This window comes from Veillonella parvula (genome assembly GCF_036456085.1).
GTDB lineage: Bacteria > Bacillota > Negativicutes > Veillonellales > Veillonellaceae > Veillonella > Veillonella parvula_E.
Genome location: NZ_CP138632.1, coordinates 168,046 through 192,869, shown reverse-complemented (window position 1 = coordinate 192,869; position 24,824 = coordinate 168,046). Strand labels below are relative to the sequence as shown.

The 24,824-nt window shown below is 40.4% G+C and carries 20 protein-coding genes and 1 other RNA gene; all 21 read right to left on the bottom strand.

Translation table 11 applies throughout. From position 1 onward, the window contains the following. Positions 1 to 21 precede the first annotated feature (21 nt). Positions 22 to 474 (bottom strand): helix-turn-helix domain-containing protein, encoded by a 453-nt coding sequence (locus tag PK1910_RS00860; RefSeq protein WP_119563206.1) that lies wholly within the window; start codon positions 472 to 474, stop codon positions 22 to 24. Between the two features lie 48 nt (positions 475 to 522). After that, positions 523 to 3,267, bottom strand: coding sequence for an FtsK/SpoIIIE family DNA translocase (locus tag PK1910_RS00855; RefSeq protein ID WP_278471773.1), 2,745 nt, complete (start codon positions 3,265 to 3,267; stop codon positions 523 to 525). An 82-nt stretch (positions 3,268 to 3,349) separates the two neighbouring features. Further along, a complete protein-coding gene (locus tag PK1910_RS00850; protein ID WP_077708566.1) occupies positions 3,350 to 4,651 on the bottom strand; it encodes a replication-associated recombination protein A in 1,302 nt (433 codons plus the stop codon). A 243-nt stretch (positions 4,652 to 4,894) separates the two neighbouring features. After that, positions 4,895 to 5,066: non-coding RNA, 6S RNA (gene ssrS / locus PK1910_RS00845), on the bottom strand. An 80-nt stretch (positions 5,067 to 5,146) separates the two neighbouring features. Continuing rightward, positions 5,147 to 6,952, bottom strand: coding sequence for an aspartate--tRNA ligase (gene aspS / locus PK1910_RS00840; RefSeq protein WP_008601374.1), 1,806 nt, complete (start codon positions 6,950 to 6,952; stop codon positions 5,147 to 5,149). A gap of 8 nt (positions 6,953 to 6,960) precedes the next feature. After that, the gene (gene hisS / locus PK1910_RS00835) at positions 6,961 to 8,232 is read right to left on the bottom strand and encodes a histidine--tRNA ligase (protein WP_205112501.1); all 1,272 of its coding nucleotides are present in this window, start codon (positions 8,230 to 8,232) and stop codon (positions 6,961 to 6,963) included. Beyond that, the gene (hemZ, locus tag PK1910_RS00830; RefSeq protein ID WP_287511280.1) at positions 8,232 to 9,659 is read right to left on the bottom strand and encodes a coproporphyrinogen dehydrogenase HemZ; all 1,428 of its coding nucleotides are present in this window, start codon (positions 9,657 to 9,659) and stop codon (positions 8,232 to 8,234) included. The genes hisS and hemZ overlap by 1 nt, the downstream gene beginning before the upstream one ends. Then, positions 9,652 to 10,140, bottom strand: a complete 489-nt coding sequence (locus tag PK1910_RS00825) for a Fur family transcriptional regulator (protein WP_008601380.1) — start codon at positions 10,138 to 10,140, stop codon at positions 9,652 to 9,654. The genes hemZ and PK1910_RS00825 overlap by 8 nt, the downstream gene beginning before the upstream one ends. Before the next feature lie 41 nt (positions 10,141 to 10,181). Further along, positions 10,182 to 10,817, bottom strand: a complete 636-nt coding sequence (locus PK1910_RS00820; protein WP_105086656.1) for an MBL fold metallo-hydrolase — start codon at positions 10,815 to 10,817, stop codon at positions 10,182 to 10,184. Then, entirely contained in the window at positions 10,817 to 13,057 is a 2,241-nt protein-coding gene (locus tag PK1910_RS00815) for a RelA/SpoT family protein (protein WP_155086103.1), read from the bottom strand. The genes PK1910_RS00820 and PK1910_RS00815 overlap by 1 nt, the downstream gene beginning before the upstream one ends. An 11-nt stretch (positions 13,058 to 13,068) precedes the next feature. Next, positions 13,069 to 15,051 carry a single-stranded-DNA-specific exonuclease RecJ gene (gene recJ / locus PK1910_RS00810; RefSeq protein WP_287511283.1) on the bottom strand — a complete coding sequence of 661 codons (1,983 nt, stop codon included), beginning with the start codon at positions 15,049 to 15,051 and terminating at the stop codon, positions 13,069 to 13,071. Between the two features lie 194 nt (positions 15,052 to 15,245). Next, positions 15,246 to 16,664: a [FeFe] hydrogenase H-cluster radical SAM maturase HydG gene (gene hydG / locus PK1910_RS00805; RefSeq protein WP_278451715.1), complete on the bottom strand. Its 1,419-nt coding sequence runs from the start codon at positions 16,662 to 16,664 to the stop codon at positions 15,246 to 15,248. 325 nt (positions 16,665 to 16,989) lie between these two features. Then, positions 16,990 to 17,274 carry a 50S ribosomal protein L27 gene (gene rpmA, locus PK1910_RS00800; protein ID WP_004696430.1) on the bottom strand — a complete coding sequence of 95 codons (285 nt, stop codon included), beginning with the start codon at positions 17,272 to 17,274 and terminating at the stop codon, positions 16,990 to 16,992. 12 nt (positions 17,275 to 17,286) lie between these two features. After that, positions 17,287 to 17,601: a ribosomal-processing cysteine protease Prp gene (locus PK1910_RS00795; protein WP_287511285.1), complete on the bottom strand. Its 315-nt coding sequence runs from the start codon at positions 17,599 to 17,601 to the stop codon at positions 17,287 to 17,289. Positions 17,602 to 17,603: 2 nt separating this feature from the next. Then, positions 17,604 to 17,915 carry a 50S ribosomal protein L21 gene (rplU, locus tag PK1910_RS00790; RefSeq protein WP_004696434.1) on the bottom strand — a complete coding sequence of 104 codons (312 nt, stop codon included), beginning with the start codon at positions 17,913 to 17,915 and terminating at the stop codon, positions 17,604 to 17,606. Between the two features lie 201 nt (positions 17,916 to 18,116). Further along, a complete protein-coding gene (locus PK1910_RS00785) occupies positions 18,117 to 18,695 on the bottom strand; it encodes a manganese efflux pump MntP (protein WP_287511287.1) in 579 nt (192 codons plus the stop codon). A gap of 27 nt (positions 18,696 to 18,722) precedes the next feature. Continuing rightward, entirely contained in the window at positions 18,723 to 20,150 is a 1,428-nt protein-coding gene (locus PK1910_RS00780; RefSeq protein ID WP_287511289.1) for an Rne/Rng family ribonuclease, read from the bottom strand. Between the two features lie 32 nt (positions 20,151 to 20,182). Continuing rightward, positions 20,183 to 20,878, bottom strand: coding sequence for a TIGR03936 family radical SAM-associated protein (locus tag PK1910_RS00775; RefSeq protein ID WP_331299078.1), 696 nt, complete (start codon positions 20,876 to 20,878; stop codon positions 20,183 to 20,185). After that, positions 20,850 to 22,733, bottom strand: coding sequence for a TIGR03960 family B12-binding radical SAM protein (locus tag PK1910_RS00770; protein WP_077708574.1), 1,884 nt, complete (start codon positions 22,731 to 22,733; stop codon positions 20,850 to 20,852). The genes PK1910_RS00775 and PK1910_RS00770 overlap by 29 nt, the downstream gene beginning before the upstream one ends. Positions 22,734 to 22,788: 55 nt before the next feature. After that, positions 22,789 to 23,892 carry a rod shape-determining protein RodA gene (rodA, locus tag PK1910_RS00765; RefSeq protein WP_083791376.1) on the bottom strand — a complete coding sequence of 368 codons (1,104 nt, stop codon included), beginning with the start codon at positions 23,890 to 23,892 and terminating at the stop codon, positions 22,789 to 22,791. A gap of 8 nt (positions 23,893 to 23,900) precedes the next feature. Continuing rightward, entirely contained in the window at positions 23,901 to 24,824 is a 924-nt protein-coding gene (locus PK1910_RS00760; protein ID WP_128114056.1) for an AAA family ATPase, read from the bottom strand.

The following is a 24,824-nucleotide window of genomic DNA, read 5'->3' as shown; positions in this document are numbered from 1 at the left end:
TCTATCATGCCTAATCAGATACTAGAACAGGAATAACCATAGTAAAAATAATGCCATACAAACTAAAATAATCCCTAAAATAATGCGTTCTTGTACAATAGAGCGTTGACGTTTTCGTTGACGCGTTTCTAAGGACATACGCTTTTTAGATGTTTGGTATTCAACAAACTCACTTTGTACCAAATTAGGAGTTGCTTGAGCCTTCTGTCTTGTAACAGAACGTAAAGAAAAGGTATCTATGTCCCCTACTTGGCCCTGATATACTTTTACCAAGCGATCCCCATCAAGATCTAAGTAGTTACCATAGTTTCGAATAAAACCTTTTACGTAGACTTGACCAGGAATGATATCATAGTTGCCATCTTCGATAGCCTCTAAATAGGTTGTTTTAATGTGCAGCACTTGCTCCACATCTTTAAAGGTTAGATTACGTCTTACCCGTTCACGTCGTAATTCTTCGCCTAATTCAGCCATTTTCGTTCCTTTCTAAATCTACGTAATATTCATATAGTAATTAGCTAATTATTGCTCATCATTGGAATCGGAGAAATATCTAGCCTTAGCTTGTTCAGGGCTCATTAAAATTTCTCGCGCCTTACTGCCCATGCTAGGACCAACGATTTTAAGGTCTTCCATTGTATCTACAAGACGTGCCGCACGGGTATAACCTATACGGAAACGACGTTGCAACATCGATACGGAAGCTTGACCAGATTCCATAACGAGATTGACAGCTCGCTCTAATAATTCATCGCGGTAAACATCATTAGCATCAGAAGATTCTTTTTCAGCTTCCTTTTCCACTTCTTGAGTTACCGTATTATCATATTCTGGTTCTCGTTGAGCTTTCACAAACTCTACAAGTTTTTCTACCTCATCATCAGAAATGAAAGCCCCTTGTACACGAATAGGTTTATTAGCACCAATCGGAGCAAATAACATATCCCCTTTACCCAATAGTTTCTCTGCTCCTGCCATATCAAGAATGGTACGAGAGTCAATTTGAGAGCCTACAGCAAAGGAAATACGACTTGGCACATTGGCCTTGATAGAACCGGTAATAACGTTAACAGATGGCCGCTGCGTAGCAAGAACCATGTGAATACCTGCAGCACGAGCCATTTGTGCTAAACGACTAATAGATTCTTCAATATCATCAGGAGCCGTCATCATAAGGTCAGCTAACTCGTCGATAATCAACACGATTAGCGGCATAGCAGCCTTAGGATGCGCTTCATTATAGCTCTTGATATCACGTTTACCAGATGCAGCAAACGCCTTATAACGAGCCTCCATTTCACGAACGGCCCAACGTAATACAGCTGCTGCTTTTTTCATATCCGTTACAACTGGAGCCATCAAGTGCGGGATCCCATTGTAAATAGACAATTCAACCATCTTAGGGTCGATTAATAATAACTTAACCTCTTCCGGTTTGCGGCTAAAGAGAATACTAGAAATTAATGTATTTACACATACGGATTTACCAGAGCCAGTTGTACCAGCTACGAGCAAGTGAGGCATCTTCGCAAGGTCTGTAATAACAGGCTTTCCTGCAATATCCTTACCAAGGCCGACAGGAATACCTCCACGAGCATCTTTAAAGTCACTGCAATCAAGTACATCGCGTAAATGAACGGCTTCTGTCGTTTTATTAGGGACCTCAATACCGATGGCAGATTTCCCTGGAATCGGAGCCTCCATACGAATATGTTGTGCTGCCAAATTGAGGGCAATATCATCTGTTAAATTAACGATACGACTCACTTTCACGCCTGGTGCAGGTTCAATTTCATAACGTGTAACAGTTGGGCCTTGTGTAGCATTAACAACCTTTGCCGTAATACCAAAGTCACTCAATACATGTTCAAGCATCATCGCATTTTGTGCTACTTCTTCACCATTGTTTTGACTCCCCTTCCCTTTCGCCAAAATATCTAGGCTTGGGAAATGGTAAGGTCTATCATAGGACCGATGAATCTGTCCATCTTTAGATACAGCTACTTGCGCCGTATCTTCTGTAGTACTAATAATGGACGGTACTTGTAACCCCATACCTGCCATACCAGCTCCAGCACTTACAGAACTTGCCGCTGCACCCGTTCCTGGCACAGCGGAGGCAATAGCACCGTGATTCGTTTCCAATGGTCCTATTGTTGTATTTTGATAAGAGAATTCTGGTTCTTCATCATCAGAGTTTTCTACAGTTCCAACCTCATCTGAATACTCTTCATCTGGTGTATATGAAAAGTCCTCATCTGGAACATATACATAATCATCACTCGTAGATCTATGCGTATCAGAGAATTGTTCAAAATTATCAGCTTCATAAGACTTAGCATCACCAGATGCTTCAGATATATTAGCCAATTGCTCAGCCGCACGATTACGTGCTTCTATCTCAGCCAATTCCTTCCAAGATGTAGGAGTTCTTTGTGACTCCATAGTAGTAACTGTATCTTCAATAGGATCAACATCTATAGCTGTGGTAGAGTCAAAGAGGTCTCTTCCAGTAGCAATGCCTTGTTTTTCTAGTGCATCTAATGCTTGATCTGCTGCATCAGCAAAGCGTGTATCTTTTTCCCTGTTATAAGCTTTACGCTGTTCTGCCGCTTCTTTACGTTGTTCATTCCAATCTTCAAAGACTTCTTTTGCAACAGCAACCTTCTCAGCAGCTACCTCTTTTGCAACATCAAGGCCAACCTGTGTTTTGTCCGCAGCCTTTTGTAATCCACTGCGCAAAGACAAACGTGTCACCAGTAATCCAAAAGCTATGAGTAAGAATACATCAAGAATAATAGCCCCTAGATTGCCTAATAGTGTACGAAGGAATGTAGCAATTGCACCACCTACGAAACCACCTTGATTAGCTAGTTGTGTAGTAATGAGTTCCTGCCCCTCAGGAACGCGCCACAAGGGAACAAGAGCTAACAAAAATAGGAAAAACAAGGTCATTACAATCCCTCGTTTTGTAATGGAAATAAATGTATCCTTATATAATAATCTCCAACCTAACCAGAAAACGCATAAACAAGGAATAATACCCCCTAAGCCAAAGCCATAACGGAATATACCTGTTAAAATCTGTCCTACAAGGCCGAGTTCAAAGCCGAAAAAGCCCAGAAAGGAAATCACAGCAAAGGCAATGACAATAAGGCCTTTCACTTCGCTGCGCAAAGAAAAGCTTTGAGACTTTGATTGCTGTTTTGTACTTGTTCGCTTACGGCGTGTGTTGCGTCTTTTGGTGGAAGTATTTTCTTCTGCCATAAATCTATACAAACCCCTTACTTATATAACATTACAGTAAATTAACTTATCATTATATTATAGCATATATCGTAATATTAAGTTAATTTTTACAACGTTTCTCCCAGTCGTGAAGTAACTGTTCCTCAGTCCCTCTCTTTATGCCCTTATAGTAGGTTGCATCAACTAGAGGCGTTGGTAAATACTGCTGTTTTACATATCCATTAGGATAATTATGAGCATACTTATAAGCTTTCCCATGGCCTAATTTACTAGCCCCGCTATAGTGACTATCTTTCAAATGATCAGGTACTTGTCCACAATCCTTATGTCGCACATCAGATATCGCGGCATCAATAGCTACATAAGCAGAATTACTTTTAGGTGCGAGAGCAACATAGCACGCAGCCTCAGATAATATAATGCGCGCCTCAGGAAAACCTACCATATGAGCCGCTTGAGCCGCTGCGTTGGCAAGTATAAGAGCTTGTGGGTCCGCAAGTCCTACATCCTCTGCTGCACAAATAACAATACGACGAGCAATGAAATTAGGATCCTCTCCAGCTTCAATCATGCGTGCTAAATAATGTACCGTTGCCTGCACGTCAGAACCACGCATACTTTTTATAAAGGCTGAGATTGTATCGTAATGACTGTCTCCTTTTTTATCATATGTATATATACGACGACCTACGACCTTTTCAAGAACCTCAATAGTAATCGTCCCCTCATCGGGAACCATAGCTGCAGCTTGTTCAAGAATATTAAGGGCCATGCGGCCATCACCATTGACGAAAATTCCCACATCTTCCAGAACTTCATCCGTTACCTGTAGATGGCGTTTGCCTAATCCCACTTCTTCATCGGTAATGGCGCGACGTAAAATTTGACCAATAGCCTTTGGTGTAAGTGCTTCTAATGTAATAAGACGCAAACGAGATAATAACGGTCTATTAACCTCAAAGAATGGATTCTCTGTTGTAGCACCAATAAGGATAATAGTGCCATCCTCTACACAAGGTAACAACACATCTTGTTGGCTTTTATTAAAACGATGAATTTCATCGAGGAATAGAATTGTGCGTTGCTGTAAAGAACGAACTCGTTTGCGCGCGTCTTCAATGATGGTGCGCAACTCACCAATACCGGCGTTAGTAGCATTCAGGTTTACAAAATGGCTATTACTCACCTTAGCTATAATGCCAGCTAATGTAGTCTTACCCGTTCCACAAGGCCCATAAAAAAGCATAGATGGTATTGTATCCTTCTCTACCATAGCTCTCAAGAAAGTCCCCTTACCTACGGCCTTCTCTTGACCATATAAATGATCTAGTTTAGTAGGACGCATTCGTACAGGAAGCGGCTCGTATGTATTTGTAGGTGTCATATCAAACAAACTATCCATTCTATCACCTCAATTCGCACTCAGTTTAACTGTCGTATTTTCATATCTATAACTATTCAATCCAAAAAAATTACTGTCCCGTCATAAAAGCCTAATAACATCAGTAACTCGGTAACACTGATAATATTGGCAAGATATTTATAACATTTATGACATTTAGGACTCTTAAGATTTTAAATAGTTTAAATTCTTACCAAAGATATATTTATAGTATATGATATTTCAGTCTATTTTTACACGCAAAAAAGCCCCACCATGCCGTAATGTACCGCGTTTTGATCCTGCAAGGGCAGGTGGGTGTCCTCCTCATCCTGCAGTTGTCCCGTAAGGGCGTAACGTTCAGACGAGAGTTCAGACTCCCAAAGTAAATGTGTTGGCTCAAAACTGCGATATCACACGCACATGGCAGGGATATCTTATACTTAAATAGTATCAGAAAGATTAGCAATTAACAAGTCTTGACATTTCGATTTTAATCAATTCTTGCCTATGTTTTTACACTAAAGATTGCTCTTGTTCTTCTTCTACATCTGGTTTAATATGCAACTCTTTTAATTGCTTTGGTTCTACTTCAGATGGAGCTTGGCTCATGATATCAGAAGCAGATTGAGTTTTAGGGAATGCGATTACGTCGCGGATAGATTGACGTTTTGCCATCAACATAACAAGACGATCTAAGCCAAATGCACAACCTGCATGAGGAGGTGCACCATATTGGAATGCATCAAGCATGAAGCCGAATTTGGATCTTGCTTCTTCAATGGACAAACCAATTGCTTTGAATACTTTTTCTTGTACGTCAGCTTGGTAGATACGCAAGGAACCGCCACCAATTTCTACGCCATTCAATACCATATCGTAAGCAATCGCTTTTACGCTGCCAGGATCAGATTCCAATTTATCAAGATCCGCATGGCGTGGCATTGTGAACGGATGGTGCATTGCAACATAACGTTTTTCATCTTCGTTATATTCGAACATAGGGAAATCAGTTACCCAGGTGAATGCCAATTTATCTTGGTCAATCATGTTCATACGACGTGCCATTTCAAGGCGTAGTTCACCTAATGCACGTGCCACAGTTGCAGGTTTATCAGCAATCATCAATACGAGGTCGCCACCTTTAGCACCCATTTTTTCACCGATATTGCGAATTGTATCTTCACCTAAGAACTTCATGATTTGAGACTTGATAGAACCATCTTCGTTGAAGCAAGCCCATGCAAGGCCTTTGGCGCCGTAACGATTTACATATTCAACAAGGTCGTCAAGTTCACGGCGAGGAATGCCAGCGTCACCAGGTACAACGATACCTTTAACTACACCACCATTGTCGATAACAGAACGGAATACTTTGAATTCTGTATCTTTTACAAGATCAGTTACATCAGTAAAGGCCATATCAAAACGAAGATCCGGCTTATCAGAGCCGTATTTATCCATTGCTTCGTCCCATGTAATACGAGGCATAGGCAAAGAAATTTCTTTACCTAATGCAGTTTTAAATACATGAGCAATCATCTCTTCAAGCAATGCATAAATATCTTCTTCATCAACGAAGGACATTTCTAAGTCGAGCTGAGTGAACTCAGGTTGACGGTCTGCGCGCAAATCTTCATCGCGGAAGCAACGAACGATTTGGAAATATTTTTCGTAACCAGCAACCATCAAGATTTGTTTGAAAATTTGTGGAGATTGTGGCAACGCATAGAATGTACCAGCATTTACACGGGACGGCACTAGATAGTCACGAGCGCCTTCTGGTGTAGATTTAGTAAGCATTGGAGTTTCAATTTCCAAAAAATCGCGGCTATCGAAGAAATCGCGCATTGCTTTCGTTACTTTGTGACGCAAAATCAAGTTGCGTTGCATTTCTGGACGACGTAAGTCAAGGTAACGATATTTCAAGCGAATATTTTCATCTACATCGATATCATCTTGGATATAGAAAGGAGGAGTTTTAGCAGAGTTCAATACGCGCAACTCTTCACAGAACATTTCGTATGCACCTGTAGGAAGATTTGGATTAATAGCAGCCTCATCACGCTTTGTAATCTTACCACGTACACAAAGCACATATTCATTACGAACATCCTCTGCTTTGTGGAACGATTCTACGTTATGATCTGGGGATGCCACCACTTGTACTACGCCAGAACGATCACGTAAATCCAAGAAAATCAAACCACCATGGTCACGACGGCGTTCAACCCAACCACATAATACGACCTCTTTACCTACCTCTTGTTCAGAGATGGTGCCACAACCGTGCGTACGGTGTAAGCCTTGCATTGTTTCCATTCTAACTGTCATCCTTTCACCAAAGAAGTTATACGTTCAGCCACTGTATCAAGAGATACAGTCTCTTGTTCACTAGTATCCATGAATCGAATTATGGCTTCTTTACGAGCCAATTCATCATCACCCAATATAATAACATATTTCGCATTAATTTTGTTAGCGTATTTTAATTGTGCCTTCATACTCTTGCCCTGCCCGTCCATTTCAACGGTAATATATTCATCATGTAAGGCTTGGCAAATTTTGAAAGTCTCTACCTTAGCCGCATCACCAAGAGCGACTACGAATACAGATGGTTCTACAGTTGGCTCAGGCAATAAGTTTTGTTTTTCAAGAGCTAATAGTAAACGCTCCATGCCCATAGCAAAACCGATAGCTGGAGTATGAGGTCCATCGAGCTCTTCTACGAGACCATCGTAACGACCACCACCAGCTACAGCACTTTGAGCACCTAAAGGAGTATATTGTACCTCAAAGGCTGTCTTTGTATAGTAATCAAGGCCACGTACGAGACGAGGATTTAAAGTATATTGCACATTAGCTGCAGTTAAATAGGTTTTCAATTCTTCAAAATGATCATGACACTCTTCACATAAATGTTCGTGAATTTCAGGAGCACCTACGGACAAGGATTTGCATGTTTCATTTTTGCAGTCCAAGATACGCAAAGGATTTTTGTACAAACGCTCTTGGCAATCGCTACATAATTGTTCCTTTTTAGGTTCAAAGAAAGCGATTAATTTTTCTCGGTATACAGGACGACATGTTGGGCAACCTACGGAGTTTACTTCTACATTAAGGTCTTTAAGGCCAAAGTCTTTTAATAACTGTACAACCATACAGATAACTTCACTATCTACCACTGGAGATTGCGAACCTAGTACCTCTGCACCAAACTGGTGGAATTGACGATAACGACCCGCTTGCGGTTTATCATGACGGAACATAGGGCCCATGTAATACCATTTTGTGAGACCTTCTTTACCATATACTTTATTTTCTAAGTATGCGCGCACAGCAGACGCCGTATTTTCAGGGCGTAAGGTAAAGCTAGAACCACCGTCATCACCAGTGGTAAAGGTGTACATCTCTTTTTGTACTACATCTGTAGTCTCACCGATACCACGTAAGAATAATTTAGTTTCTTCAAAGGCAGGTGTGCGAATTTCATTGAACCCATATACTTTACAAATTTCGCGCATACGTTGTTCAATATAATGCCAATGTATCATCTGTTCTGGCAAAAAGTCTTGTGTACCTCTTGGTTTTCTTATAGCCATTACACAACCTCCCAAAATCTTTCACAAATTCTATGTCGTTTCTCTAAAAGTGCATCTATCGTTTCGTGATAAACATCTACGTCTTTTGGCATATGCTGTTTAAGTTGACGATATTCAGGGGCGCGCATCCACTTGGATGAACTGCCAGGCCCCATAGATAGAATACTCTGCCGTTCTTCCATAATCTGGATATTATATTCACACGCTTTGCCAGGCAAGGTATAGCCAATATTCTCTAACTGCCCTCTCATATATTGTTGGCGATATAAATAATATGGCACATAACCAGCCGCTTCAAGACGCTCTTTACCATATTGTACCATTTCCGCCACAAGATGTTCTTCAGGAATATCATCTTCCATATGTAAATCGTACAACGGGCTACCACGTTTTAATGCTAACGTATGAATTGTAACATTTTCCGGCAGATTTTGACATACATAATCCATATTCTCTATCATGTTTAACATCGTTTGATTAGGCAAGCCTGCAATAAAATCCATATTTACGGCTAATGATGTATTGTTTTTTACATATTGTAAAAGTTCATCAATATCCCGTACACTATGGCCGCGTCCAATACGACGCAAAATATCATCTTGCATTGTTTGCGGGTTAATGCTAATACGATTCACACCTAGCGCAAGCATGGAACGTAGCTTTGTAGGATTAACAGAATCAGGTCGTCCTGCCTCTACAGTAAATTCATGACCTTCTGGTACGAGTAGAGACAACTGTTTTAGAACCTGGTGAAAGTCTTCATCCTTTAGCACTGTCGGAGTACCGCCGCCCATATAGAGGGTATCTACGGTTAGATTATAAGATTGGATAATAGCTTTCATATCTTCTATATCACGGGTTAAAGCCCTTAGAAATTGACTTTTACCAGCATAATCCTGATAGAGACCATATGGAAATGAGCAATATACGCAACGCGTGTCACAGAAAGGAATACCACAATAGAGGCTTACCTTTTTATCATCTGTATCAGATAGAAATGGACGTTGATACTCGCCAATGGCCCCCAAAGTAGCAAGCTTTTCCATAGACACAGAAAACTCGTCCCGAATGTGACGAGTTGCTGCGTGGACAGAGCCATATGTATCTATATATTTATGTAGTAGCTTTGTAGGGCGCACACCTATCATAGTTCCCCATGGAGCCTCAGCAGGTAAGCCTTGATATTCACGCAAATATCGCAACAAGGCTTGTCCAATTTGACGACGCCCCATAGAGGAAACAGTTCCTTCAAAAATCTTAATTGTATCACCAATAGTAACAGTTAATGTATATATTCCTTCCACTTCATGCGCTTCAAGGATAACCTCTGGATGTACCTTATCAGAAAAGAGTCCTGCCGCGCCACAGTTATGAGCTACTACGGAGCCAAGTGGTAATGGACCCGTATATAGATATCCATTAACCATGATGGGACATACGCTCAAGCTTTTCTAATTCTGCTTCAGTCATATGATTTTGACAATCACTACAGTAACCATATACTTTCAATTGATGATCAATGGTACGGAAGTTCAATTTCTTAGCGATGATAGACTCCAATGTTTCAAGCATGTCATCTTCAAACTCGGATACTTTACCACATTTTACGCAAATCAAATGATGATGGAAATGAGCGAACTCTTCGTCATTTAATTCATAACGATTACGGCCATCACCAAAATCAAGACGTTTTAACAAATCAAGTTCTGTGAAGAGATCAAGAGTTCTGTAAATTGTTGCTAACCCGATATCAGGTGCCACCTCTTTTACAAGAACATATACATCTTCAGCACTCAAATGATTTTCTTCAGCATCGATAAATGCTTGCAAGATTGTTTGACGTTGTGTGGTCAATTTGTACTTTTTGTCTTTAATGCGTTCTTTTAATTTTTCTAATGTTGTGTTCATAATAAATTTCCCCTCGACTGTAAAAAATAATTCGTTTAAACCTACTGACCAACGAATGGGTTGTATTGTTTTTCATACCCTATATTTGTTTCCGGTCCATGACCAGGATAAACCATTGTATTATCAGGCAATGTATAAAGCTGAGTCTTAATAGATGATATCAGAGTCTCATAAGAGCCATTTGGAAAATCTGTACGGCCTACGGAATCTCTAAATAAAGTATCCCCTACAAACACAAGACCTTCCATGTAATAACACACACCACCCGGCGTATGACCTGGTGTTTCAAGCACCTCAAGATCAATATCACCACATGTAATGTGATCACCTTGTTTAACCTCGATAATTTCCGCTTTTATCTTAATTGGCGTTGGATTGCTATAAGCACTGAGATTAAGCTCAGGATCAGATAAATACGGTACATCGCCTTTATGAATATATACAGGCACATGATAGGTGTTCACAATCTCTTGAATGCCACCAATATGATCTCCATGACCATGTGTCAGTACAACCGCCTTCGGCTTTAAGTCATGTTTTTTTAGCGCATCTAGTACTTCAGCTGTTGCAGGATCGATAATGAAAGCTTCACCTATCGCTTTATCACCGATAACATAGCAATTTGTTCCTAATGGACCTAAAGGCATGCGCATAAGTACTAATTGTTGTTCGCTCATTAAGCCCCTCCTTTACTACGTTGAACAGTATAAACTTCACGAATACGACGCAATTTAGTCATTACGAAATCTAGTTGTGAAATATCGCGGATATCAACCACCAAATTGATGCTTACATTTTTTGTATCCTCTTGAACCTTAGCATTGATGTTAGTAATGGTGATTTTCAATTCTGAAAGCACCGCCATAACTTCCATGAGAATACCAGCTCGATCATAAGCTTGAATATCAATGCCTACGTGGAAAGATTCGCCAGAAGAACCGTCCCAAGAGACTTCTATCATCCGCTCTAAGTCTTCAGGAGAATGGCCCATGCTAGGGCAATCACAGCGATGAATAGAAACGCCACGACCACGGGTTATGTAACCTATAATATCATCACCAGGTACAGGATTACAGCATTTTGCCATACGCACCATCACACCAGCTTCACCTTTTACGAGAACACCAGTTCCATTTTTAGTTTTCTTTTGTCCTTGAGATTTTAATTTCTCGATAATTTGCTCTGTGCTGCGCTTAGATTCCTCTACCTCTTTAGACTTTTTATAAAGTTCAATTAAACGCAAAAGAACAGTGCTTACAGGAATGCCGCCATAGCCACAGGCTGCAAACATTTCCTCTTCTGTACCGGCTTTAAGTTGTTTCGTTACATGTTGTAAACGGTTGTCTGCACATAATTCTTTCCAATTATGATTCAATCGTTTCGCTTCTTTTTCAAGAGAGTCTAAACCTTTTTCAATATTTTCAGCTTTATTTTCGCGCTTGAACCAATTGCGAATTTTGCTCTTGCTTTCAGAAGAACCTACGATATTCAACCAGTCGAGGCTAGGACGACCTGTTTTGGATGTGATAATATCAACAATATCACCATTTTGCAAGGTATAATCCAGCGGTACAATTTTGCCGTTTACCTTAGCGCCTACACAATGATGACCTACATCGGTATGAACTCGATAGGCAAAGTCGAGCGGTACAGAGCCTATTGGCAACTTAACAACGTCACCCTTTGGCGTAAATACAAATACTTCGCCAGAGAAAACGTCTAATTTTAAAGCGTTAACAAGTTCCGTTGGATTACTCGTATCTTGCCATTCAAGAACTTGGCGCAGCCATGCAACCTTTTGATCGAATTCTTTATCGCCGTTTTTATTTCCTTCTTTATATCGCCAGTGAGCAGCCACACCGTATTCAGATACACGATGCATCTCCCATGTACGAATTTGAATCTCTACAGGCTGCCCCATCGTGCCGATAACTGTAGTATGTAAAGATTGATACATATTAGACTTTGGCATAGAAATATAATCTTTGAAGCGATATGGCAATGGTTTCCACAAGCTATGTGCAATGCCAAGTACTGCATAACAATCAGGGATGCTATCAACGATTACACGAACGGCAAGCAAATCATAAATTTGGGATAAATCACGATTGTCCTTTTTCATCTTCTTATAAATACTGTAGAAATGTTTTGGACGACCTTTGATATCCGCCTTGATATGGGCTTCGCTTAAGGCCTTTGTAAGTTGCCTCATCGTATCATTAACGATGTCTTCCCGAACTTGGCGTTTTTGTTTCATTTGATCTACTAGATCATAGTATTTTTCCGGCTCTAAATAACGGAAGGATAAATCTTCCAACTCCCATTTCACATTGAAGATACCGAGACGATGTGCCAAAGGTGCAAAGATTTCTAGGGTTTCCTTAGCAATACGTTTTTGTTTGTCACTACGCATATGCTTTAAGGTGCGCATGTTGTGTAAGCGGTCACCCAATTTAATAACTACGACACGTACATCCTTCGCCATGGCTAAAATCATCTTTCGATAGTTTTCCATTTGGCGATCTTCTTTTGTTTCATATTGGAATTGGTTTAATTTTGTTACCCCATCAACAAGGAATGCTACTTCAGAGCCAAACATCTCCTCTAGGTCTTCCTTCGAATAAGATGTATCTTCAACCACATCATGCATAAGAGCTGCCATGAGTGTAATATGGTCGATTTGTAAATGTGCCAAAATATCTGCTACAGCTAGAGGATGCATGATATACGGCTCACCGGAAGCTCTAAACTGACCTTCGTGAGCCTTATCAGCAAGCTCAAAAGCTTTCAATACTTGGTCACACTCATCATCTGTTAAATACGTATGGATATACTCCATAAACTCGGCTAAGGCTTTACTTTTATCAAATGTACTTTGTTCCACCAAAGCTTTGCCTTCTTCATTTACAGTTGTCATGATGTCACCTCCTATACACTATAAGTAAGGAATGTTACGGATGTGACAAGATCTAATTTTCCTTCAATAGCATTCCATCTAAGCATTAATTGACCATCATCACTTGTATATTCTTCAACAATGCCCAATTCTTTAAATACATCGATAGATGTTAGAGCACTGCGATTATTCTGATCTGCCGGCTTGCGGCGCAATATATCTTGTTCAACATTATAAACCGACTGACTGCGACCTCGCATGGACTGTTTTATTATGACATACATTTGTCTAAGTCCTTCTGTAGAAAGCTTAATTGGCTCTTCAGTCAACGGTTCAATAGCTTGAATCATGAGCTGCGGAGAAACCATGCCTTGCCATTCATTCTTCTGCAAGGAGAATGCCACTTTCACCACGGTTCCCACAAAGATTGATTTAAATAAATCAGGACGATTCCAAGCTATAGCATCTAATGTACCATTCGAAGTTGCAAAAATTACCTTACAGTGATTCTTTAATTGCCCCATGAGCATAATATCCTGTACGGTAGCTTCCATAATAGCAAAGACTGGCGTGCTATTGGCCATCCCATAAGGCTCAAGGTCTGATATGCGGTCAATGATATCGACATCGATATCATCAACAGGTAATTCCGCATCAATGGCCACAACAGGAATATATTCCTCAGCAGTAACAACTTCTTTACAATACTTAGTTAAACGGTCTCGTAATTCATCAATACGATTTGCATCGATGCTAAAACCTGCCGCCGCAGAGTGTCCGCCAAACTGTAGCAAGATATCCTCGCAAGATTTTAATGCATCATATATGTTAAAGCCATCTATACTACGGCACGAGCCTTTACCAACGCCATCATGAATACTGATAACTAAGGTTGGTTTGTAAAACTCCTCTACTAGACGAGAGGCAACAATACCAATGACACCGGGATGCCACTCTTCGCCGGCCACAATAGTTACATAATCAGCTTTATGTCCTTGATTGGCTACATCGATACGAGCTAACTCATGAATATTTCGTTCTAACTCTTGTCGTTCACGATTCGTTTCGTTTAGTTCCTCCGCAATTGCCTCTACTATATCCTCGTCATCGGTCACAAGTAGTTCAACAGCACGCGTTGCATGCGTTACGCGACCTGCTGCATTAAGGCGAGGTGCTAAGGTAAAACCAATATGCCCAGATGTAATGGTTCGTTCATGAAGCCCAGCTACATCAATAAGCTTTTTAATCCCTAAATTAGGTTCCCTATTCATCTTCTCAAGGCCTGATTTCACAATGATGCGGTTCTCACCGACCAAAGGTACTACATCGGCCACAGTGCCAAGTGCAACGATATCTAAATCATCTAAGTACCATTCTCCGTGCTTTGTAAGCCACAAAGCTTGGCATAATTTGAAAGCAACGCCTACGCCAGATAAGTTTTTATCCTTATAAGGACAGTCCTTTTGCTTATGATTTATGACGGCCTTCGCTCGTGGAATCACATCTGGAGCCGTATGGTGATCCGTAATAATCATATTGATGCGGTCCCGTACAGCCTCTACAATATCGTAAGAGCTAATGCCGCAGTCTACGGTAATTACCAAATCCGTTCCCCGTTCAATAAGGTGCTTTAAAGCCTCTAAATTGAGACCATACCCTTCGCTTTGACGTTCTGGTATGTAATATGTAACATCGGCACCTAATTTCTTTAAAAATCGATAGAGTACAGATGTTGCAGTAATACCATCCACATCATAATCACCATAAATAACGATTGGTTTGTGACTTTCAATTGTTTCCAGAACTAGTGAAACAGCCACATCCATATCTTTTAATGTAAATGGATCTAACAAATCTGACAAAGTACCTTGTAAAAACTGACGACCTTCGTCTACATCAATGTGACGATTCACCATTAATTTAGCCACAATAGGGTTTACACCAAGTTCACGGATTAAGATATTCTCTTTCTCTTGATCACCTTCACAAAGGCGCCAACGTTTTTTCTTAATCATCATATCCCTCAGTAGTTTATAATCAATATTATTCTAGAATTCAACGTATTATCATTATCATTTTTATTTATTATACCTTAAAACGCAAATAAAATAAACCATTTTATATATTTTATTCTCATTTAAACTTTGCTATTTTCTCAACAAGAAAGAGCCTCCCATTATCAATAGGAGGCTCCATATCAGTGAATTCCTTAGAACCGGAAGTCCCGTTCGCCGTCTTTCATCTGTGCAATATAAGCTTTAGCTTTTTCTTTAACTAAATCATTTTTAATATTTTCTAACTGTTGTTCGATGACCTTAGCACCATGAGCCTTAGTCTTTTCATCACCGTAATCCATGATATATTCGTTTAATGTCATCAACGCATTAGGTTGGCAACAATTGTGAATTTGACCGGATTTAGCAAGGGCCATGAAACGGTCCCCTGTTCTGCCTGCACGATAACATGCAGTACAGAAACTTGGTACATAACCAAGGTCTAATAGCCAGTCTACGATTTCATCTAATGTACGTGTATCGCTGCGATCAAATTGTGCAGAATTATCTTCTGGTTTCTCTTCTTCTTTGTAACCACCTACGCTAGTACGAGATCCACCACTAATTTGGGAGATACCTAATGCCAAGCCACGTTCACGCATGGACTGACTTTCACGAGTGGACATAATCATACCTGTATACGGTGTGGAGACGCGGATAAGAGCAACAATTTTTTCAAATACATCATCAGGCACAGCATTACTGAAATCATCTACATCGATATCATCAGCTGGACAAATACGAGGTACAGAAATAGTATGTGGACCTACCCCATACACAGCCTCTAAATGTTCAGCGTGCATCAACAATCCAACGAAATCATATTTATAATGTTCCAAACCATAAAGAACACCGATGCCTACATCATCAATACCACCTTGCATAGCGCGGTCCATCGCCTCTGTATGGTAGGCGTAGTCGCTCTTAGGGCCTGTAGGATGTAAAGCTTCATAGTTTTCTTTGTTATATGTTTCTTGGAATAATGTATATGTGCCAATACCAGCTTCATGTAATTTTTTGTAGTCCTCAACGGAACAAGCTGCAATATTTACGTTTACACGGCGGATTTCACCATTTTTATTTTTGATACCGTAAATCGTCTTGATGGATTCCAAAATATATTCAAGAGGATTATTTAATGGATCCTCACCAGACTCAATTACAATACGCTTATGGCCCATCGCTTCTAACGCAATAACCTCTTCTCTTATTTGGTCTTGCGTTAATTTTTTACGTTTAATATCGCGGTTTTTGGAGTGGTACGGACAATACACACATCCATTGATACAATAGTTAGACAAGTATAACGGTGCAAATAGAACAATACGATCGCCGTAGATAGCCTTCTTGATTTCCTTTGCTAAAGCAAAAAGCTTTTCCTTATATTCAGGTAACGGACATTCTAAGAGAACTGCTGCTTCTCGGTGGTTTAACCCCTTAAATGTAGCAGCTTTCGCTAAAATAGCATCTAACAACTCCCGATTTTCCTTGTTTTCCTCTGCATAGGCAAGTGTGTCAAGGATTTCCTGATGGGAAATAAATTCCTCCGCCTTTGGAGATTTTACATCATACATAGTACTTACCTCAAATCTTTCTAGTGGCAACGCCACCCCTCTTTAGGTTTATGAAAGTATATGACAACCAGTCTTCTGGTATTTCACTGATACTGTACATAGTATACCACTATTCCTACTAAAAAGCACAGGAATTTGATACATGTAAAAAGGTTGCCGCCTCATAAGAGGAAGCAACCTTTATATCATGGGAGTTTCTAATCTATATCGATTATCTATATCGAATATGACTAAAATGTATATGGTTTATTCATTCTATTACGATCACTTGTAAACAACAAAAAATCCCTAGTGAAAGCCACTAGGGATTAATAGTCTTGTAAAATTAAGCTTCTACAGGGTATACGCTAACTTTACGGTTATAACGACCAGCACGTTCAAATGCTACTTTACCAGGCACAAGTGCGAATAAAGTGTCATCTTTACCGATACCTACGTTAGTACCAGGGTGGAAGTGAGTACCACGTTGACGAACGATGATGTTACCGCTCTTTACGATGGAACCATCATGGCATTTAACACCAAGACGTTTAGATTCACTGTCACGACCGTTACGAGTACTGGACACACCTTTTTTATGTGCGAACAATTGCAAATCAAAAGTAAACATTAAGTTCACCTCCTATATTTCGTGAATTTGGACAAACTCTGGATATTGACGGCTAATCTCCTCCAAACCAAGAAGCATAGTCCCCAGAATATCCTGTCCACTCTGATTAATCGTACCAGAGAGAACTATATCACATTGACCTTCGCTATTCGTATACTCCCCTTCTTGTCGAGCAATTTGGGTGAGTCCTAACATTGCCGTTGCCGATAAGGCAGACACTGCGGCACATACGATATCGAAGCCATGTTCATCATATCCTACATGACCGGACATATGACAACCAACTACTTGACCATCACTATTCCGCTGGATTTCAATGAAAACCATAATTAAGCTTGGATAGATTCAATACGAACTTTTGTGAACGGTTGACGATGGCCTTGACGACGACGGTAGTTGGATTTAGCTTTGTATTTGAATACTAAGATTTTTTTACCTTTACCATGCTCAAGAACTGTACCTGTAACTTTTGCACCGTTTACAAGAGGAGCGCCAACTTTAACGTCGCCGTCATTCACTACAGTCAAAACTTCTTCGAATGTAACGGACTCGTCAGCAGCTGCTTCCAATTTTTCGATAGTAATTACATCGCCTTCAGCAACGCGATATTGTTTACCACCAGTTTTAATAATTGCGTACATGAGAACACCTCCTTGTTATCGAACTCGCTGAATTCGGTATCCCGACCCGAACTTCGGTCGGGCGTTTAAACCTGCTTCACGCGGATTGCAAAGTTCAGTAAACCGAACTAATACTGATATAGTATATCCTATTTACACAGTCATGTCAAACAAAAATCAACAGAATCCGCTCAGTTTCTAACACTTTCACATATATATACCTTAAAATTCTTCAATAATCCCAAGATGTTGTAAAAGTATCTTTGTACCGATGAGGATCAATACACCTCCACCTACTATATCTGCATATTTTCCAACAAATCGGCCCATAAATTTACCTAAGTAAACACCCACTAAAGATATACCAAAGGTAATAACACCAATCATCGTAGATGCTTTCCATACATTAATAGGTAAGAATGCAAAGGTCAGTCCTACAGCCATTGCATCAAGGCTAGTCGCTACGGAGAGCATCATCATTTCCCAGACACCCAAGAATTGCTTATCATCGTCATCTTCATCATCATCATCGCTAAGTCCCTCTCTGATCATAGCGATACCTAAATAACCAAGAAGTCCGAAGATAATCCAGTGGTCCCAATCAGCAATCACATCGATAAATTGACGACCGATGAGCCAACCAATAAGAGGCATAAGAAACTGGAACAAACCAAAAAGAAATGCCAAGGTTACCTTACGGCCATTCTCGCCTACGGGCATTGTTAGCCCCTTACCGATAGATACACCAAAGGCATCCATCGCTAGGCCTATACTAATTAATATAATTTCAAATACAGACACGGTACTCCTCTATAAACAAACTACATATTATTCAGTGACAGCCATCAAGGAATACCCTTCACGGCTAATTTGTGAATTTACTACAATAGAAATCTTGCGCCCTATAGACTCACCCAAATCCACGAGAACAGCCTTTGTTAAATATTGAGCTACCTCTGGATGAACTTCGATTTCTAGATTCGTTTTAATACGTCCCGACTTAAATAACTCGCGGATACGACGCACAATCTGCATATACACGGTGCGGCCTGACAACATATAGCCCGTACCACCGCATTGAGGGCATGTATCAAACATCAAGGTTTGCAAGCCTTGGCGAGCTCGCTTTCTGGTCATCTCTACGAGGCCAAGCGAACTAATGCCGCATACAACAGTTTTCATTTTATCTAACTTAGCTTGTACCCCCAACAATTTTAACAATTCTTGTTGATGCTCTTTATCTTTCATATCGATGAAATCGACCACAATGATACCGCCAATATCGCGCAAACGCAATTGACGACAGATTTCTTTTGCCGCCTCTTTATTGACTGTGAAAGCTAAATCTTCCAGCTTATTAGACTTACCAGTATAGTGAGCAGAGTTTACATCAAACACGGTAAGAGCTTCAGTATGATCGATACGGATTGAACCACCAGAAGGAAGATTAATATCGCGAGAGATAAGATCTTCTAATTGCGGTTCAATGTGGTTTGCCTTAAAGATAGGTGTACTATCGCGATGACGTGTTACTTTAATTTGTTGCGACGTAGGTCCATGACCTAAAAGATCCATCAATCGACCTTCACCCATATCGGAATCAACGATGATTTCCTCTACATTGCGATGCGCATAGTCCCGAACAAGGCGGAACCAAAAATCCGCATCACTATAAAGGTCAGTACCACTCTTAGCAACCTTAAAACGCTTCAACACATGTTGCCAGGTCCGCCACAGATACTCCATATCGCGACCGATTTCATCGGCACTGGCCTTAGCTGCTGCAGTGCGAATGATAAAACCGCAACCTTCTTGTACATAAGGGGTTGCCAATTCTTGTAGTTTACTGCGCATGGTTTCGTCTGTAATTTTCTTGGAAATATGCATGCCTTCAGAATATGGTAATAGTACCATAAAACGACCAGCCAAACTGACGTCTGCAGTCACGCGGGCACCTTTACCGAGCATTTCTTCTTTCACTACTTGAACGAGAATTTGTTGCCCTACAGATAGGCGTGGCAAAATTTTCTGTTCCTTCCCTTGTTGTAGGTTCAAGTACGCATTTTGAGAGCCCCCAATATCAACAAAGGCCGCTTGCATACCATTTAATACGTTCTTTACTGTGCCTTTGTACATATGATTTGCCATATGAGACTCATCAGTACGCTCCAAGACAAAGTCCACTAGCTGGCCTTCTTCGTCGATAACAGCCATACGAATTTCTTCACGCATAACATTGACCAAAATTTTATGCATCCTATCCCTCCCTTCTTTGTCATCTAAATTAATTAGTAATTAATCTCTAAAGGCGTATAGCGGCCTTTTTCGTTTTCTACCATAATTGCTTTACGATGAATTTCGTAGCCAGAAGTAATAGGCCAATTATATTGATCCTTGCCTAAATTCCACACTTCGCTAGGTTTGATTGTACCTTGCGGATAAATGCCGATGCCCATTGTAAGGGTCACCATACCCTCTTTAACAGAGGCTACGATCGGTTCTTTTACAAACTCTTTTACATCAATGGTACGAGTTTTCTTAGGTGTTACCTTTTCATAAGAAATTTCCATTGCTTCATTAAAAGGTTTGAGTAACGCAGCCCAATCAGCATTTTCATCTGTCACAGGGCCTGTTACCTCATAGATAGCAAAGTTACAGATGGCCATCATCTTTTTCACCTTTTCAGGCATTTCTTTACCATCTAGAACCTCAAGACCAGAAGGCGCTACACGGTTTAAACGGTCCATAATGGACTCTAAACTGTCCTCTTCAAGCACATCCATATCGATATATTCAGCCGCTGCGGTTACGCCTAAGGCGAGTGCAGAGGAGAAGCTAATTTTCATGTGAGGGTTAAACCCTTCAGAATACGCCATTTTAATTTCTGCTCGACGTATCATCCGCTCTACAGCTTGAGCATAATCAAGGTGTGACAGGAATCGTAATTCTTCGCCCTTATTTAAGGCCAAACGTAACTTTTTCAACTCTGCCACCCTCCTTATAGTCAATAATAGCTGTATTGAGCTCTGGACATACATTACAGCCCTTACATGGAGCTCGACGACAATCGCCTGTAAGATTAGCTGCTACCGCTTGCTCCCACTCGCGTTTTAAGAAAGCTTTACTTACAGTGCAATCTAAATGATCCCAAGGCAAAGGCTCATCAAAATCACGGGTGCGACGTGCATAGTATGCAGGATCCAATCCGCAGTCAGCAAATGCTTTCAACCAAGTTTCATAGTTAAAGAACTCGGTCCAACCATCGAATTTACAACCTGCCTTCCAAGCCTCTACGAGAACTTTAGACAATCTGCGGTCCCCACGAGCAAAAGCGGCTTCCATGTAACCAGTATAACCATCATGGTAGTGGTAGGAAATGTTACGATTATTGATAAGAGACTTCAAGTAACGTTGTTTGCGATGAATTTCCTCCACATCTTGTTGACCATACCATTGATATGGAGAATGTGTTTTTGGTACGAAAAAGGATACGCTCACCGTTACAGAACCATTTCGTTTCCCTGTAATTTCACGGTGTAAATCGAGCACCTTGTAAGCAAGATCCGCAATACCAGCCAAATCTTCGTCTGTTTCTGTAGGAAGGCCCATCATAAAGTATAATTTAACTGTATTCCAGCCAGATTTGAAAGCATTAGTACAGGCCGCCAATAAGTCTTCTTCACTAACGCCTTTATTGATAACGTCACGCATTCGTTGCGTACCTGCTTCAGGAGCAAAGGTAAGCCCGCTCTTGCGCACTTGCTGTACCTTTTTCGCAATATCAATAGAGAAGCTGTCGATACGCAAGGACGGTAAGCTAACACTAACTTGTTTATCTTTAAACTCTTCCATGAGCATATCTACAAGCTCAGGTAATTTGGAGTAGTCTGCAGAGCTTAAACTCATCAAGGATATTTCATTGTACCCAGTATTGGCAATCGTATCTTTAGCAATTTGCAACAAACGTTCTGGTGTCTTTTCACGGACAGGACGATATAACATACCAGCCTGACAGAAACGACAACCACGAGTACAACCACGGAATAGCTCCAATACAGCACGATCATGCACTATATCAAGGAATGGTACAACAGGCTTTGTTGGATAGAATACATTCTCTACATCCTCTATAATACGTTTCTCAACGGCTGCTGGTACGTCTTCAAAACGCGGCATAATCGATTTAAAATCGCCTTGTTCTGTATATTCAACATCGTATAAAGCTGGACAATAGGTACCAGGAATTTGAGCTACTTTGCGCAAGAAGCCTTCTTTACCACCTGGGAAGCCTTTCGCTTTTTCTGCTTTGAATAGGTCGATAAACTCATCACCCCACTCTTCAGATTCCCCGAGGGATACGATATCAAAGAAATCTGCAATAGGCTCTACGTTATACGCACAAGGGCCGCCGCATACGAGCAATGGGAAGTCCATATCGCGGTCCTTAGCATACATTGGAATACCTGCTAAGTCGAGCATATTCAAGATATTTGTAAAGCTCATTTCATATTGAAGCGTAAATGCTAACACATCAAAGTCTTTAATAGGCGTACGTGTTTCTAAGGAAAATAATGGAATATTACGCTTCCGCATCTCCTCTTCCATATCATGCCACGGTGCAAATACGCGCTCGGCTACCGCATCTTCACGACGATTTACGAGACCATACAAAATCTTGATGCCCAAATGACTCATGGCCACTTCGTACACATCGGGAAAACCTAAAGCCATAGTTACATCAACAGTACTGTGATCTTTCACGATACTATTGTATTCGCCGCCCGTGTAGCGAGCAGGCTTTTGGACATGTTGTAACCATGACGTATCTAATTGAATCATACATCCTCCGTCTTTAATGAAAGACTTCTTTCACAATCAATCCTATGAAAGGATATTAAAATATATATTTTGTCCGCTGTCTAGCAATATTTAATAAAATGCCAATGCTCAGCATATTAGTTGTTAGCGCACTAACACCATAGCTAAGGAATGGCAACGGAATCCCCGTTACAGGCATGATACCAATCGTCATGCCTACGTTTACGAGCACTTCAAAGGCAAACATCGTACCAATACCCGTTGCTAATAACATACCGAAATTATCATTGCAGGTATATGCTACTTGAATGCTGCGATAAATAAGCATAAACAATAATAGCAATACTACAATGCATCCTACAAAGCCAAATTCTTCGCCGATTACAGAAAAGATAAAGTCCGTATGATTTTCTGGTAAAAAGTTCAACTGACTTTGAGTACCATTAAAGATACCTTTACCAAAAATCATACCCGACCCGATGGCAATCTTAGATTGAATAATATGATAGCCAGAACCGAAGGGATCAATATCTGGATTTAAAAATACTAGAATACGTTGCTTTTGGTATTCTTTCAGTACAAACCAACCTAAAGGCATCAAGAGTAACGCCACGCTCGCAATGATTTTTATAAGCTTTGTTTTGATACCAGATATAAAGAGCATCCCTACAAATATAGCAATATATACGAGGGATGTCCCCAAGTCAGGTTGTAAGAATACGAGAAGGATAGGAATCCCTACATATAACACTGGCATCAATAGGGATTTAAAAGTATCTAACTTGCCAATGCGCGGTTCTAGCATTTTAGCCATACAGATAATCATCAATAGTTTAGAAAACTCTGAAGGCTGAATAGTAATTGGCCCCAGTTGAATCCAACGCTGTGCACCTAGTGCGGAGGTACCAACTACCATAACTGCAATTAACATAAGCATGGTAATCACATAAATCATATTCCCCCACCCTTTAAGGCGATGATAATCTAGAAATTGCATGCCTATAACGACAGCTATATTTGCTAAAAAGAATACGAGTTGTTTTACCACTAAACTACCAAAACCGATAGCTTCATGATTCACATGGGTAGCACTACCAATAGCTGTAAGACCAATTCCGACAAGTAATATAGTACATATGATGATAGTCCAATCGCTATCTGTCCATATTTTACGCCACATCATATCACCTATTTCAACTTGCTACGGCGCCATAAGCTTTGTTTTCCTTGCACCAATAAGCGTTGCGTGGTCCAACCACCACGATTAATGTAATGAACATTGTTAGAATCCTCAAAAATAGACTCACCTACTGTTGCAAGACTTGGTGTACTATCTTGCTCCTTCGATGTTTTTTTCTTAGTTACATAAGCATCGAAGTGCTTTTGTACATCGTAGTCTTCCCAACAATCACCGGTAGTTACATAATCAACAAGAGGTGCTAACATAGCTTTTAGTTCACTAGAAACAAATTCTAACAAACGACCATCTTGTGTATAGGTCAAAATATCCTCATCATAAGGAATTATAGCCCCTACATATTCAGCGCGAAGGACTTCTAACATATCATATAAATGGATATCCTCTCCATCGATAGGTACTGCATTAAAAGCAATAGCATAATCACGAATATTATGTTCTTGACATACTTGAATCATGCGTGCCCCATTACGCAAGGATACCCATAAAGGATGCGTCACCACGATGCAGCGATTTACTAATTCTAAAATAGACTCTATGCCCTTACCGATACCAGCAGGAGCATCAATTAAAATATAGTCATATGTCTCAGAGAGGCGACGGACTAATTTTTTATATTTTTTACGACCTATATCTTCCCAACGAGCACTTTGGCTAGCTGGTAGAAAATCTAAGTTTTCAGCAATTGATACGATGGCATCATCCATATAGTCTTTATCTTCGCTCGCATCTAATGCGTCGTAAATAATTTCATTTGCCACTCCTAACACAAGGTCTAAATCGCGCAATCCAAAATCTCCATCACAGAGCAATACGCGATGCCCTGCATTGCTTAAGGCTGAACCCAAGCAAGCGGTAATCGTAGTCTTACCTACGCCCCCCTTACCGGATACAACGCCGATTATCTCGCCCAT